A 14,903-nucleotide genomic window follows, 5' to 3' on the forward strand; every position below is an offset into this window, starting at 1 on the left:
GGCTTGCCCGCGAAAGCGGTGGGTCGGTCAGCATCCATGCTGGATCTGCCACCGCTTCACGAGCGGGCTCGCGCCTACAGGTGTTGACTCATGCGGTGAAATCGCTGGCGTGCAGCTCCTTGACCCCCACCAGTGCGAACTCGAACTCCGGGGTGGCGTCGGCGTTGACGCTGCCGTAGAGAATGCCATCGGCAAAGCGCAGCTGGCCGGTGGCGTTGGCAGGGTCGAACGCGTTGCTGCCGATGAAGGTGAAGGTATCGACAGTGGCGGTCAACGGGTTGGCGTCCAGGCCGGTGAAATCCAGGTGATCGCCCTCAGTGGTCTTGAAGCCATTGATCACATCGCGCAAATCCCCAATACCCATGTCCGACAGCGCACCAAATGCGTAAGTGTCCGCACCCGTGCCACCGGTGAGCGTGTCGGTGCCTGCTCCGCCGATCAAGCGGTCATCGCCGGAACCGCCCACCAGCGTATCGTTGCCCGCACCGCCGTTGAGTACGTTCGCCGCGCTGTTGCCCGACAGACTGTCGGCGTAGGCACTGCCGGTCAGGTTTTCGAAGAACTTCAAGGTGTCGAGCCCTGAACCCACTGTGTTTTGTTGCGCTGACGTCGAGAGCGTGACGGTGACACCGGACAGGGCGCGTTCGAAAGACACGGTGTCATTACCCTCGCGCCCGTCCAGCACATTGTTGCCCGCTGCGGCGAACAGTGTGTTGTCCAACGCATTGCCTGTTCCGTTGGCGGCGCCGGTGCTATCGATATACAGGTTTTCGACATTGGCACTGAGGGTGTAGGCCGCCAAACTGCTGTGCACGCTGTCGATACCTCCTGGCACCGGATTGCTTTGGGCCTCGATCACGCTGTCGTCGACGTTGTCGACATAGTAGGTGTCGTTACCGTCGCCGCCACTCATGCTGTCGGCCCCTGCGGCACCATTGAGCACGTTGGCGGCGGCATTGCCGGTGATGAAGTTACGCAGCTCATTACCGTTACCGTCGATCTCCGACACACCGGTAAGCACCAGATTTTCCAGATTGGCGCCCAAGGTCCAACTGACCGAGGCCTGTACCGTATCGATCTGCGCGGGTGAGGTGTTGGTCTCAACCACGCTGTCGGATGCGTTATCGACCACATAGATGTCATTGCCGTCGCCACCGGTCATGGTGTCGGCACCCAGGTCGCCATCCAGGGTGTCATTGCCCGAGCTGCCCACCAAGGTATCGGCCTGGTCAGTACCGGAGATCATGCCGCCCTGGTTTTGAGCGTTGTCGAAAATCGCCTGAACACTATTGTTGTCGCTGGGGTTGCCTTGGAAGCCAAGGTCATTGGCGATGTAGTCGGCCAGGCGCTGGCCGACGATTTCCGCCGATTCCTCATGCAGGTGCCAGACGTCGTCGGGATACACCAGCGGATCGACTTCATAACGCAAAGGCAGGTCGGTGTAGTCCACCGCCAGCTTGACGTCGGCGCGCTCGGCGGCGATTTGTTCCTGGACTGCGCGAACGTAGCCGACGCCCTCGACGATGGCGGCAATCTTCTCTGGCGCATAACCACGGGCGCGCGCCGCATCCTCCTGGTAGTGGCCGGTTTCCATCATGTACACGCTGAAACTGCCGAACTGGGTATGCAGGTAATCAAACACCTTCAGGGTTGCGGCCTTGTAGGCCGCGGCTGCCGCGGTTTTGTCGGTGGCGCGGCCGATCTCCTGGGCGGCTTCTTCGCCCTGTCCCCAAATGATGCCCATGGTGACGTTATCGATCGATTGCAGTTCGCTGAGTTGGTCCCCCAGCAACGCGACGGCACGCAACAGCGCGGGCCCGGGTTGGTCGGTGTCGGTCAACCACCAGCACAACTTGAGCTCCTCGGCGCCCAAGGTCGACAGGCCGTTGACCGTGCTGCCACCTACCGCGATGTCGATACCGTTGCCATCGGCGTCGGTGAACTGGCTGCGCACGTCATAAGGCGTGTAGCGGTCCAGGTCCTTGACCAGCATCGAGGTGCCGGACTGATCGTCGTCTTCGGTCATGCGCAACAGGCGCGCATTGGATTGACCGAGGGTGGGCAGATAGAGGATGTCCTGTTGCGCGCGCTCGCCGAACACGAAGTCGCTGGCGGTCAGGGTGTTGAGGTAATTGCCATTGAGGGCAATCTCAAAGCGGTTGCCGTCGGCATCCGCTGTGGCGGACTTGACGTAGGTCTTGTCACCAGCGGCGTTAAGGGTCATGTACAGCGTGCCATTGCTGCCGTCGCCGAGACCGAGAAAGCCAAGGCCCGACACATCGATCTTGTCGACGCCCACGGTGAAGTCATACAGGGTGTCGGTGGCCGTGATGCCGCCGGTGTCGTAGTCACGGTAGCTGTCGAGCACGTCGGTGTAGCGGAAGGTGTCGGCGCCATCGCCTCCGTACAGCGAGTCGCGCCCAGCGCCACCGTCAAGGATGTCCGCGCCGGTGCCGGCCTTGATGGTGTCATTGCCACCCAGGCCAAGGATCAGGTCCGCGCCCGTCGTGCCGTTGAGGGTTTCGGCATTGTTGGTGCCGGCGATGGTAGTGGCCGGCGCATCGGCCACCGCCAGGGCGAAGCTGTCGCTGACCGAGGCTCCCGATGGATCGGTGGCCTTGACCAGGACGTTGTAATTGCCGGACGCCGTGCTCAGCGGCGTGCCGCTGAACGAAAGGCTGGTGGCGTTGAAACTCAGCCAGGCAGGCAGGGCGCTGCCGTCGGCCAGGGTCGCGGTATAGACCAATGCATCCTGGTTGGCGTCGGTGAAGCTGTCACGGGCCACCGTGTAACTGAATGGCGTGCTTTCGGTGGCGTTCTGGTCGAGCAGGGGAATGGTCACCACCGGCGCGACATTGCTCGAGGTGTTCTGGCCGGCGAAGACAAAATGACTCGCCGTCAGACTGCTCACCAGGTTGCCCGCCATCGACACTTCGAAGCGGTTGCCGTTGGCGTCGACGGTGAGGTCCTTGAGGTAAGTGCGGTTGGTCGACGCGCTGTAGGTCAGTTGCAGGGTGCCATTCAGACCGTTGCCCAGGGCCGTGTAGCCAAGCGCCGCCACATCGATCTTGTCGGCGGTCACGTCGAAATCGAGGATCTGGTCGCTGACGCTGGTGGAACTGGTGCGGTAACTGTCGAGTGACGAGGTGTAGCGGAACACATCGGCACCCGCGCCGCCGGTGAGCTTGTCCGCCCCCGTGCCACCCACCAGGATATCGTTGCCCGCGCCGCCATTGAGCGTGTCGTTGCCGGCGCCACCGAACAGTTGTTCATTGGCAGCGGTGCCGGTCAGGGTGTCATTGTTCGGCGTGCCGTTGATCTGCGTGGAAGAGGCCGGCACATCCTGCACCGCGAGGGTAAAGCTGTCGCTGACCGTGGCGTTGCTGCCATCCGTCGCGGTGACCTGGATAGAGTAAGTGCCCGATGCGGTATCGCTCGGTGTTCCGCTGAACGTACGAGTCGCTGCATCGAACGTCAGCCAGGCGGGCAGGGCGCTGCCATCGGCCAGTTTGGCGATGTAGCTGAGGCTGTCGTTATCCGGATCGGTGAAGCTGGTGGCCGGCACCACGTAGCTGAACGGGGTGCTTTCCGTGGCGTTCTGATCGAGCAGGGGGGTAGCCAGCACCGGCGCCTGGTTGGTCGTAGACGCCGTAGCGAAGACAAAGTTGGCGCTGGTCAGCTTGTCGAGGTAGTTGCCAGTGAGCGTCACTTCGAAACGGTTACCATCGGCGTCGGCGGCCAGCGACTTGATGTAGGTCTTGGTGCCGGTACTGTTGAGCGCCAGGTACACGGTGTTGTTCTTGCCATCGCCCAGGCCGGTAAAACCGATGGCCGAGAGGTCGATCTTGTCGGCGCTGATATCGAAATCGGTGATCACGTCGCTGAGGTTGGCGCCGCCAGTGTTGTAGTTGCGATAACTGTCCATGCGGCTGGAGAAGACAAAAGTGTCCGCTCCGGCGCCACCGGAAAGGCTGTCCATGCCGGCGCCGCCGTCAAGCTTGTCATCGCCCGCGCCACCAGCCAGGCTGTCGTTACCTGCCAGGCCAAGCAAGGTGTCGGCCGAATCGCTGCCGGACAACGCGTCACTGGCGCTGGTGCCGGTGATTACTCGATTGAAGATGAAATTGCTGGCGGTCAGGGTGCTGGCGAGATTGCCCGAAAGAATCAGCTCGAAGCGATTGCCGCTGGCGTCGGCATCGTAGTCCTTGATGTAGGTACGGTCATTGCTGGCGCTGTAGCTGACCTGCAGCGTGCCGCCACGGCCATTGCCCAGGCCGGTGAAACCAAGGCCGGCGAGGTCGATCTTGTCCTGGGTGACGTCGAAGTCGGTGATCGTGTCATCGAAGCTTGCTGTGGCGTTGCGGTAACTGTCGGACTGCGAGGAGAAACGGAAGGTATCGGCGCCGGTACCGCCCGTGAGTTTGTCGATGCCCGCACCGCCCACCAGAATGTCGGCACCGGCTCCGCCGTTGATGGTGTCGTTCCCGGCTGCGCCGAAGAAGATCTCGCTGGCGGTGCTGCCCAGCAGGGTGTCGTTGCCAGCCGTGCCTTGCACAGTGGTCATCGGCACCGTGGCACTGGCGTAGCTGCCGTCGCCATAGACCAGCGTCGCGCCTTTGCTGGTGTGGCTGATGGTGTTGCCGACGATGGCGTTGCGATCGGTGCCGTCTTCATTGCGCTCTGCAACGCCATAGGTCGACAGGTCGCTGCCGCTGATGATGTTGCCCTGGATCGTATTGTCACTGCCGTTGAAGTACTTGCCGGACACGCCCAGGGTGTCGTCGTAGGACTGGATGATGATTTCCGGAACGGGGTTGCCAAGGGAGTTGTTGTTGAGCGTGTTGTCGATGATCTCGACGTGATTGCTGCCGTAGATGCGCACCCCGGCGCTGGCGTTGTCGTGGATATCGACGCCGCTGACAGTCACCTCGCTGGACATCTTGATCAGCACCCCTTCGGCGCCGTTGCCGTACACCTCGCCACCGGTAATGGTGATATTGCTCGGGGAGGGGATGTCCTCGCTGCCGCGCTGCACCACGATGCCATTGCCGCCGTTGTCGTAGGCAATGTTATTGGTCAGGGTAAAGTCGTGGGTGCTGGTAACGACGTTGAAACCGTGGCGGTCGTTGTCGTAGGCGATGTTGTTTTCAAAGGTGCTGTCGCTCAGGAAGTCAGCGACGAAGCCGTCCAGGCCATTGCCATGGGACACGCTGTTCTTGATGACCATGTTGACGGTCTGCTCGTGGGGATCGAAACCATACCCGGAGCAATCCTTGATCTCGACGCTGTCGAGGGTGACGTTGGAATCGTAGCCTTCTTCGCCGGGAATGTAGCCGTTGAACCAACCGTCGACCTTGCCCGTGGTGTTGTCGCGGTTGCCGTCGATGGTGAGATTACTGACCCCGAAATCGTGGGTTTCCTCACCATAGGCAGAGCGGATAACGCCCGTGATCTTGGTGTCGGAGCCGTCGGCCACCTTGACGTTGGTGACGCCCATGCCGTCTCCGTACAGGTAGACGTTGCTCTTGAGCATCAGGCAACCGTCTGAGGGTTCCGTGCCTGCGGAAACGATATAGGTTCCGGCTGGCATATACACCTGACCGCCACCTGCAGCAGCTGCCGCATCAATGGCACTCTGTATCGCCGCCGTGTCGTCGGTACTTCCATCGCCTTTAGCGCCAAAATTTTGTACGTTGAATATCATTAACTTATCTCCGTAACAGGCTAAACCGCAGCGCACGCCAATATTCCATCGACGATCAGCTTGTTAAGACTCGGAGGAACGCGAAAGTTATGACCGCATATCGGAAGTACGGGAAAAATACGAATATAAATGATCAGTGGTCGGAACGGCCTTTGCTGGAAAGGCCGTTATCTTGACGTTGCCGGGGGCGGCAAATCCACTATTTGCAGTTGCCTGCCTTTCGATATCCCGCCGCCTGAGCTTCAGATTCTGACGTGAAGGAGATCTGATTTTTTGCGGACATCTGAGCATACCCAGGGCACCCGATGGAGAGGTGGTAGACCTGGCTATTTCGGTTGCCAATGATCAAGCCTGCGCCGGTCGCGCTGGCCAAGGTTGGCTGGGCTGCTGTTCGCGGAGGATTGACAGGAATGGCGCTAACCACCCCATCACCCACTGCCTTGTATCCTTGCGACCATCGACGCTCGCCCGTTACGAATGGATTGGAGTGCCCCATGATCGCTGCAATGCGTCGATCCCGCTCTATTTCCCAAGGCGAAACCGGGTACTGCTTGTCCCAAGCCATCAGTAGCTGTTGCTGCTGACGTGACATGCTCAGTTTGTATCTGTCGAACATGTAAAAGGTTGTTCGGGCAACCAGCCCTTTGACCTCGTCACGCGGTTCCGCAGCCTGTTGGTCGAAATCCACCCGCGTCTTGCATTGGCCATACTGCGGCGCTATCCCGGCGGCCATGCCGTAGTTGAAATTACTCCGGTCGCCGTTCACCTCTCCAACAGATGGGTAGAGGTTGAACAGGTCTGCTTCCATTGCCCGAAACACAGGATCATCGTCTACACAGTGCTCGCGCCCGCCGTTCTTCCAGCATTGGCGTTGGTTACCGAACGTCCAGGCGGGAACGATGTGTTCCCACTCAGTCCGTTGCGCACGATTCTCTTGTTTCCTGGCCTTCAGGCCGCATGATTCGGCATCGATACGGCCACCCGACTTACCGACCCACGTCCATTTGCAGCCGCAATACAACTCGCCCATGGCGCTGTTCGCCTGGTCGAGGTAGATCTTCTGCTTTGCGACGACCTTGGCTTCGGAGAAGGTCGATGGAGGACTGGAAAAGGCGGGGGTAATGATCGAGAGCGACAGCGCTACGATAGCAAGCAGTTTTTTCATTGGACAGCTTAAGCGATTGAAAGGAAACGCATTATACGCACGACTCGATGGCAACGGATGGAGAAGCAGAAGCCCCACTGGGGCCAGAGTGCAGAGGCGCCCAGCCAAGGCTGGGCGCCATTTGACTCAGCCGGTATGGTGACGCTTTGCAAGGCGGTAGACGGATGTGTTGATCCCTTCGAAGCGCGCCTTCAACTGCAGCGCCAGATACAGCGAATAATGCCTTGATTGATGCAGGTTGCCGCCGTGGAACCAGAGGTTCTCCTGCTGGGTTGGCTTCCACATGTTCCGCAGTTCGCCCTCGTAGGGGCCAGGATCATTCGTGGTTCCGGAACCCAAGCCCCAGCAACGACCGACCTTGTCAGCGACTTCCTGGGAAATAAGCTTCGCCGCCCAACCATTCATTGAGCCATAGCCCGTGGCGTAGACGATCAGATCTGCCGGCAGCCGGCTGCCATCGTTGAGCACGACGGCATCCGCTTCGATGCGTTCGACACCCAGGCCAGGCGCGCTCTTGAGCTTGATCGTGCCGTTGGCGATCAGTTCAGAGGCGCCGACGTCGATGTAGTAACCAGAACCACGGCGTACGTACTTCATGAAAAGGCCGGACTCGTCGTCACCGAAATCGAGCATGAAGCCGGCCTTGGCCAAGCGCTCGTAGAAGTCCTTGTCACGCTCCTTGATCGCGTCAAAGACGGGTTGATGAAAGCTTGGCATGACCTTGTAGGGGATCGAGGCGAACAGCATGTCAGCCTTGTCCGTGGTCAAACCCGATTCCACGGCGTCTTCAGAGTAGAGCCCGCCGAAGACGAGCTCCATCAAACTGTCGGAACGCACGATGTGGGTGCTGGAGCGCTGCACCATGGTCACCTCGGCGCCGTTCTCCACCAGGTCGGCGCAGATGTCGTGAGCCGAATTGTTCGCACCGATGACCACCGCACGCTTGCCGCTCCAGGCGTCTCCGCCGGGATGGCGGCTGGAATGATGCTGCTGGCCTTTGAATGCCTCGGCACCCGGATAACTGGGCACATTGGGTACGCCAGACATGCCGGTGGCGAGGATCAACTGGGTCGGCTGCAAAGTCAGACGCTCGCCATCGCGCTGCACTTCAACCTTCCAGGTGGCACTTTGTTCGTCAAAGCTGGCGCTCACGCATTCTGTGCGCGGCCAATAATTGAGCTCCATGACTTTGGTGTACATTTCCAGCCAGTCGCCAATCTGGTCTTTCGGGGTGAAGACCGGCCAGTGATCGGGGAAGGGCAGGTAGGGCATGTGGTCGTACCAGACCGGGTCGTGCAAACACAGCGACTTGTAGCGACCGCGCCACTGATCGCCAGGCCGTTCGGCCTTGTCGACGATCAGGGTTGGTACGCCCATTCGCTTGAGCCGTGCTGCGAGCCCCAGCCCGCCCTGGCCGCCGCCCACGATCAGGCAGTACGGTTGGCTGGTGATACCGAGCGCGGCTTCTTCATCACGACGGCGCTCCAGCCAGTTGCGTTTGTCGGCATGGGCGTGACCATGACTGGCCCCCATTGGGCGACGGCGGCCGCTGGGTTCTTCATAACCCTTGAGCTCACGCATGGTCGTCAGCAGCGTCCAGCACAAGCCTTCCTTCAAGCGCACGTAGCCTTTACCTCGCGCCGCGTCGGTTTCCAGGCTGATCCAGCCTTCGAGCACACCGTTGTTCAGCGTCGCCTCACCTTCCAGTATCCATCGCCCGGGACGAGTCTGGTCGAGGCGCGTTTCGAGCATATCCCGGATGGCAGGCTTGCCTTCCAAGGTCACCAGGTTCCAGCTGAAAAGTAGCAGGTCCCGCCAGTGACACTCCTCGGCAAACAATTCCAACGCGCCGTCCACATCACGTTGGGCGAGGCGCTCGCCGAGGGTTTCGACCCAGGTCGCGAGCTGAGCAGTGGGCGTGTTCAGAGGTGTTTCAACAGCGATGTTCATGGGGCATCTCCGATCTTGTTGTTTTTGTACGACTTGCACTAGAGCAAGGCCCGGGCCATCTTCATGAAAGCCTCGTTGCAGAGCGGCTGGCGCAGTATTGGACAGGCTTTGATGCGGATCTATGTCACGAATCCGGGAATGGGGGGTGACAGAGTGTCACTCGGTGCAAAAAACGCTCGTTGCCGTCTTTTCATATAAGCTGCAAGCAGCCCCGTGTCCTGACCGTAACGGAGAACAAGAACAATGAAGCCGGCTTTGATCAACGCCCATGCACAACAAGTGCTACAAGCTGTGCAGGGCACTATCGCCAGCCACAGTCCTGTTGCTGACCTGGCCATCACACGCTCCTGGCGCCGATGCCTGGATCAGTATCAGCTCGATCCGGCCAGCCGCCGCGCACCTAATGTGGTTGAACAAGCACGCTTGCAGGATCACCGCGGGCCACTGGAACACATCATCGCTGTGGCGCATTGGCAGATGGGCAATTTGCACCAGCAACTCGGTCGTGACGGCCACGTGGTGCTACTCACCGATGCGCGCGGTGTGGCGATCGACAGTGTGTTCAACGAATCGGAACGCGCCGATGCCCAGCGCTCCGGGCTGTGGCTCGGCTCGGTGTGGAGTGAGGATTGTGAGGGCACCAACGGTGTCGGCACCTGCCTGGTCGAGCGCCAACATGTGACCATCCGTCGAGATGAGCATTTCCGTGGCAAACACGTCGGCCTGACCTGTTCGGCCAGCCCGATATTCGATGCCGGTGGAGAGTTGCTTGCCGTGCTCAACCTCTCTTCTGCAAGGGATGACCACAGTCTTCAGCAACACTTCCAGGCCATGGCATTGACCAACCTGTCAGCCAAGTTGATCGAGAACTGTTTTTTCCTGGGGCATGATCCGCAACGATACTTGCTGCGCTTCCATCCTGAGGCCGGCTTCGTTGGGCTGCTGGGTGAAGGACTGCTCAGTTTCGACGAGGGCGCCCGTATCTGTTCCGTCAATCAAGCGGCGCTGGATCTGCTGGGCCTCAGCCGTGATCAATTGATCGGTCAATCTCTGACGATGCTGCTGGAAACACCTATCGATCAGGTGATGAGTCAGGCCAGCGCCCAGCCGAGTGTCTGTTGGCCAATGCGGCTGGTGGACGGGCGCCTGCTCTACGGGCAGTTGCGAGAACCCCTGCGCCAGGTGCCTTTGGTCACTCCTGCTATCCCCAAGATCAACGATGTGCGCGTGTGCCTGGAAGACCCGCGCCTGCAACGCGGCTTTGCTCGCGCATTGCGTGTTTTGGAACGTGACGTTCCGGTGTTTCTGCAGGGCGAAACCGGTACCGGCAAAGAAGCCTTTGCGACGGCGCTGCATCGCGCCAGCGCCAGGGCTAGCCAGCCGTTTGTGGCGATCAATTGTGCGGCCATTCCAGAAACGCTGATCGAGAGCGAACTGTTCGGCTATCGCGGCGGCAGCTTCACCGGCGCACGCAAGGACGGGATGATCGGTAAGCTGGAACAGGCCCATGGCGGCATTCTATTTCTCGATGAGATCGCCGATATGCCACTGGCGTTACAGACTCGCTTGTTGCGGGTGCTGGAGGAGCGTGAAGTGGTGCCGCTAGGTAGCTCGACGGCGCGTCCCCTCGACGTACGCCTTATCAGTGCCAGCCACCAGGATCTGCAGACCTGTGTGGCCGAAGGGCGCTTTCGCGAAGATCTGTTTTATCGCATCGCCGGATTCGCCGTGCAGCTCCCGCCGTTGCGCGAACGATCAGACAAAGGCAGTTTGCTCGACCTGCTGCTACGCGAAGAGACCAAAGGTGCAAGGATTCGGCTGGAGGCAGGCGTCAGGGATCGCTTGCTGAAACAGCCGTGGCCGGGCAATGTCCGGCAGTTGCGCACGTGTTTGCGCACACTGGTGGCGTTGGCGTTGGAGGGACGTGTCACCCTGGACGACTTGGCAGAGTTGCTGCCGGAACCGCCAGCGACCGCCGCGCTGGCTGAAAATCCGCTTGGGGTATCCGAACGGCAGACGCTGCTGACGTTGATTGAGGCAGAACACTGGCATATCGCCCATGTTGCCGCACGCCTGGGGATTAGCCGCAATACGCTCTATCGCAAACTGCGTCAGCACGGTATTTCACGACCGGGTTGAGCAGGGCGCGCTCATGCTGTTCAGAACACCTTGATCGGTACGTTGGCGTCATTGATTTTGCCTTCGGTCTTTGCAGTATCGGTACGCACGGTGATCAGCATCTATGTCGTGCCTTTGCACAAAGCGGATAGCGATAAGCGCAAAGCGGATATTGCCACTCTCACCGTCTCAATACCTTCCACTTGCTTCCTGCGTAACGGTGCTTTACATGGCGCGCAACAGTGCTGCCGCCACGCCTTGCCTCGTTCATAACAACAATAAGAGCACACGGATCCTGAGCTACACCTGGACGTTGCTGTGAGTGACCTGGAGACAAGTATGAGCAATAAAATTCTGGCGCGATTGGCCTTGGTTGCCGCTGGCAGCGCGGTGTTGCTGCTCGCTGCCGGCAACGGCCTGCACCTGATATATGCCGGCATCATCGACCTGTTGCTGCTGGCAGCGGCGGTGCTTTATCACCGTCAGCCAGTGCGGGTGGTTGAAGTGCTTGTACAGCAGGAGCCGGAACCGATGATTTGCAACGCGCCGGTCCCGCTTGTGTCGTTGCCTGTGGCCGAGCCCGCTTGGCCGGGGGCTCAAGTAAAGGTGGCACTTGAACACCTGACCCGAGTGGTGCTGCAAACTGAAGAAGACATGCGCTTTGCCAACCAGTTGGCGCGAGGCGCGGGCGAGCGGGTACAGGCCAGTGCGGTGAGCATGCAGTCTTCGGCTGCGGTGCTTGGGGACCTGGATCAGTATCTGCAGCGCCTGGACCAGGTGTTCGACGAGCTGGGCAGCCAGTCGGTACGCATCGGTGCGATTGTCGGCAGCATCCAGGACATCGCCCGACATACCAACCTGCTGGCACTCAATGCCGCGATCGAGGCCGCGCGGGCCGGTGATCATGGCCGCGGTTTTGCAGTGGTGGCGGACGAGGTCCGTAATCTGTCGCGCCAGGCAGCGGACTCCAGTGCGCAAATCCGGCAGATCGCCACAGGCCTGGAAAAGTCGGCCCAAGATGCCCGTCAGGGGCTTGAACAGCTTACCGATTCAACGCGCCTGGGCCTGGACAAGGCCGAGGTCGCCTTGCAATCGATGGGGGAGTTGCGCAGTGGTGCGGTGGCCAGGCTGGAAGTGGTCGAGCGCGTCATGCAGCGTTTGGCCAGTTTGCACGAGTTGGCACTGCAGGCAACCCGGATAGCGGCCTGAACAGGCTGACTCTTCTTCCCAGTTCGACCCAGGGCCACAACGTCGAGATGACGTTCAGTTCAGCCTGCGTCCGGCCGCCAGCGAACAAGCAACCCATCGCAGCCATGTTGCCGGACACGCTTGAAGTCGTCCGGCAACATGGCTGCGTGGCCACGCAAACTCGATCCGTTATCGAATCAGCGGCACGCCACTGAGCGCTTGCAAGTCTTCAAAGCTGATATCGGCGACGATCTCCCGCACCTTCAAGCCTTGCGCAGTCACGTCCAGAATAGCCAGGTCGGTATAAATCCGAGTCACGCAGCCAATGCCGGTCAGCGGGTAAGTGCATTGCGGCACCAATTTGCTTTCGCCAGTCTTGGTCAGGTGATCCATCATGACGAACACCTGGCGTGCGCCTGTCGCGAGGTCCATTGCGCCACCCACTGCGGGAATGGAACCTTCGGCACCGGTGTGCCAGTTGGCAAGGTCGCCGTTGACCGAAACCTGGAAGGCGCCAAGCACGGCAATATCGATGTGCCCACCGCGCATCATCGAAAACGAATCGGCGTGGTGAAAGTAGGCCCCACCGGGCAGCAGCGTCACATGCTGTTTGCCCGCGTTGATCAGGTCATCGTCTTCCTCGCCCGGCGCAGGACTCGGGCCCATGCCCAGTACACCGTTTTCACTGTGCAGGAACACTTCCTTGTCACCCAGGTAGTTGGCCACCAGCGTGGGCACGCCAATGCCCAGGTTCACGTAAGAGCCTTCGAGAATATCGTCGGCCACACGTTGGGCCATTTCGCTACGCGATAGTTTTTTCATGACAGTCATGGCGGGCCTCAGTTGACGTTGGCATTCGAGATAGGGGCGAGCGGCACTGCTACCACGCGCTGAACGAAGATCCCCGGGGTGACAATGTGTTCGGGGTCCAGCTCTCCCAACTCGACGATCCGGTTGACCTGGGCGATTGTCGTTTTCGCTGCCATCGCCATGATCGGTCCAAAATTTCGCGCGGCTTTGCGATAGGTCAGGTTGCCCCAGCGATCGCCTTTTTCGGCCTTGATCAATGCGACATCAGCGTGCAACGGCATTTCCAGCACATAATTGCGACCGTCGATTACTCGGGTTTCCTTGCCTTCGGCCAGCAACGTGCCATATCCGGTTGGCGAATAAAACGCACCGATTCCAGAGCCTGCCGCACGAATACGTTCGGCCAGATTGCCTTGCGGCACTACCTCAAGCTGCACCTTTCCCGCCAGGTAGAGTTCGTCGAATACATAGGAATCGGATTGGCGTGGAAACGAACAGATGACCTTGGCAACGCGTCCGGCCTTGAGTAATGCGGCCAGGCCGATTTCACCATTGCCGGCATTGTTGCTGATGATGGTCAGATCGCGAGCACCCGAAGCGATGACGCCATCTACCAACTGCGACGGCATCCCGGCAGTGCCGAAGCCACCCACCATGATGACCGAACCATCGGCAATACCGTCCAGTGCAGCAGCGACGGATTCAAATGTTTTATTGATCAAGGCTTACTCCTGTTTTCAAGTTGGCCGAACAGAATGCTCTGACGCCAAACCGCATGAATTCATGGTTACTGCAACGATGTGCATAGGGTGCCAAACAATGGGCGCAGGCGGGTGTCCTGGCAGGAGATGTCGTGCGATTAGCGAACGAAACCGTAACCCGAAGGCTTCGCTTAGAACTTTGAGCTGTGCAGCGGTGTCCAGACCCTTACATCTACCGGGCCGATGGCCTGAATCACCTATTCGCCATATCCACGGTTTGAGTGGACTGCCAACTCTCAACTCGCTGGCGAGTGCTGGCGCTGCACATTGAATAAGGCTGTAGCGCGAGGGGGGGCTGGCTTGGATTACATCGATTTTGTGCAATGGCCCGCTATGGTGGTCACGGTGATCTCGGCCTGGTTCGTCGGTTCCCAACGACCACGCCGACGGATGATCGCTTTTTGGGGCTTCATCGCGAGTAATGCTTTGTGGGTTGTCTGGGGCCTTCACTCGCACGCTTATGCGTTGATCGTACTTGAGTGTGTGCTTCTAGGGATGAACGCCCGGGGTTTCAGAAAGAATCTCAAGGGTTCGAGGGTATCCCAGGATCCTGATGCTACGGAGCTCTAGAGTTCTTTTTGAACCCACGGAGATTCATCAGGAACAGGCAAATCTGTAACACGATAAGGGCATGAGCTTGCGCATAAATGCCCCAAATCACCCATAGCACGTTACTCAAGCTGAACAATACGAACCCGGTCATTCGCCTTCTTGGGCGCTGAGATCCGATCAGCCACGCCGCAAGTACCGTGACGAACATCGCGGGCCATTGAACCCAATCAAGATTGTCCAAATGCTCCACCTTCATGGCGAAGGTACTGATCGCGGTTGCGAACAACTCGGCCTGAGTAAGCTAGGGCGTAAAGCCCTAGCAAATACCAGGATGTCACTTTTTCTTGTTCGTCGACTTTTCTGCTTTCTCTGATTTCTTAGCCTTTTCTGGCTTGCTATCAGCTTTTTTTGCAGATTTCTTTGGTTCGGCATCTTTTTTCTTGTCTTTCTTTTCGGAAGACTTCGAAAGAGCCGAGGCCGCAGCTGATTTCTTCGCCGGTGATGCCTTTTTGTCTTTCAAATCCTTGCTTGCTTTCGAAGCGTCACCTTTGCTTTTCTTATCGTCTTTAGCCACGTCGATCACCTCTCGGAGTATGCCGTTATTGGCACATTGCCTGTGCAATTCATCACAAGCTGATCATTAGGCGGGCACGTC

Annotated in this window: 9 protein-coding genes and 1 pseudogene; 3 read left to right on the top strand and 7 right to left on the bottom strand. The window is 59.2% G+C overall.

Going from position 1 to position 14,903, the window contains the following annotated elements:
* Window positions 1–88 precede the first annotated feature (88 nt).
* The 3 genes from HGP31_RS15035 to HGP31_RS15045 form a co-directional block, all read right to left on the bottom strand.
* Window positions 89–5,704, bottom strand: a complete 5,616-nt coding sequence (locus HGP31_RS15035; RefSeq protein ID WP_168758077.1) for a putative Ig domain-containing protein — start codon at window positions 5,702–5,704, stop codon at window positions 89–91.
* 199 nt (window positions 5,705–5,903) lie between these two features.
* Window positions 5,904–6,869, bottom strand: a complete 966-nt coding sequence (locus tag HGP31_RS15040; protein ID WP_168758078.1) for an endonuclease — start codon at window positions 6,867–6,869, stop codon at window positions 5,904–5,906.
* 126 nt (window positions 6,870–6,995) lie between these two features.
* On the bottom strand, window positions 6,996–8,819 hold the full coding sequence (locus tag HGP31_RS15045) for an NAD(P)/FAD-dependent oxidoreductase (RefSeq protein WP_168758079.1): 1,824 nt from the start codon (window positions 8,817–8,819) through the stop codon (window positions 6,996–6,998).
* A 243-nt stretch (window positions 8,820–9,062) separates the two neighbouring features.
* Between HGP31_RS15045 and HGP31_RS15050 the strand changes: the two genes are divergently transcribed.
* Together HGP31_RS15050 and HGP31_RS30985 are read left to right on the top strand one after the other, a co-directional pair.
* Complete coding sequence (locus HGP31_RS15050) at window positions 9,063–10,958, top strand: sigma-54-dependent Fis family transcriptional regulator (RefSeq protein WP_168758080.1); 1,896 nt, start codon at window positions 9,063–9,065, stop codon at window positions 10,956–10,958.
* Window positions 10,959–11,744: 786 nt separating this feature from the next.
* Window positions 11,745–12,146 (top strand): annotated as a pseudogene (locus HGP31_RS30985) (methyl-accepting chemotaxis protein); the annotation flags it as partial.
* 168 nt (window positions 12,147–12,314) lie between these two features.
* Here the strand turns inward: HGP31_RS30985 and HGP31_RS15060 are convergent.
* Both HGP31_RS15060 and HGP31_RS15065 read right to left on the bottom strand, forming a co-directional pair.
* Window positions 12,315–12,956: a 3-oxoacid CoA-transferase subunit B gene (locus HGP31_RS15060; RefSeq protein WP_020797475.1), complete on the bottom strand. Its 642-nt coding sequence runs from the start codon at window positions 12,954–12,956 to the stop codon at window positions 12,315–12,317.
* 8 nt (window positions 12,957–12,964) lie between these two features.
* Window positions 12,965–13,657, bottom strand: a complete 693-nt coding sequence (locus tag HGP31_RS15065) for a 3-oxoacid CoA-transferase subunit A (RefSeq protein ID WP_168758081.1) — start codon at window positions 13,655–13,657, stop codon at window positions 12,965–12,967.
* Window positions 13,658–13,996: 339 nt separating this feature from the next.
* Here HGP31_RS15065 and HGP31_RS30510 point away from each other — a divergent pair, with 339 nt between their 5' ends.
* Window positions 13,997–14,266, top strand: coding sequence for a hypothetical protein (locus HGP31_RS30510; protein WP_240963553.1), 270 nt, complete (start codon window positions 13,997–13,999; stop codon window positions 14,264–14,266).
* Here the strand turns inward: HGP31_RS30510 and HGP31_RS30515 are convergent.
* Both HGP31_RS30515 and HGP31_RS15070 read right to left on the bottom strand, forming a co-directional pair.
* On the bottom strand, window positions 14,253–14,504 hold the full coding sequence (locus tag HGP31_RS30515; protein WP_371106608.1) for a hypothetical protein: 252 nt from the start codon (window positions 14,502–14,504) through the stop codon (window positions 14,253–14,255). The genes HGP31_RS30510 and HGP31_RS30515 overlap by 14 nt on opposite strands.
* A 78-nt stretch (window positions 14,505–14,582) precedes the next feature.
* Entirely contained in the window at window positions 14,583–14,831 is a 249-nt protein-coding gene (locus HGP31_RS15070) for a hypothetical protein (protein ID WP_168758082.1), read from the bottom strand.
* Window positions 14,832–14,903: the final 72 nt, after the last annotated feature.

This window comes from Pseudomonas umsongensis (assembly GCF_012647205.1).
In the GTDB taxonomy this organism is placed as follows: Bacteria; Pseudomonadota; Gammaproteobacteria; order Pseudomonadales; family Pseudomonadaceae; genus Aquipseudomonas; species Aquipseudomonas umsongensis.

What these genes read in the sequence shown, in the direction of transcription:
- HGP31_RS15035 (WP_168758077.1), bottom strand. Translation starts at nt 5,704, where the DNA reads ATGATATTCAACGTACAAAATTTTGGCGCTAAAGGCGATGGAAGTACC.
- HGP31_RS15040 (WP_168758078.1), bottom strand. Translation starts at nt 6,869, where the DNA reads ATGAAAAAACTGCTTGCTATCGTAGCGCTGTCGCTCTCGATCATTACC.
- HGP31_RS15045 (WP_168758079.1), bottom strand. Translation starts at nt 8,819, where the DNA reads ATGAACATCGCTGTTGAAACACCTCTGAACACGCCCACTGCTCAGCTC.
- HGP31_RS15050 (WP_168758080.1), top strand. Translation starts at nt 9,063, where the DNA reads ATGAAGCCGGCTTTGATCAACGCCCATGCACAACAAGTGCTACAAGCT.
- HGP31_RS15060 (WP_020797475.1), bottom strand. Translation starts at nt 12,956, where the DNA reads ATGACTGTCATGAAAAAACTATCGCGTAGCGAAATGGCCCAACGTGTG.
- HGP31_RS30515 (WP_371106608.1), bottom strand. Translation starts at nt 14,504, where the DNA reads ATGAAGGTGGAGCATTTGGACAATCTTGATTGGGTTCAATGGCCCGCG.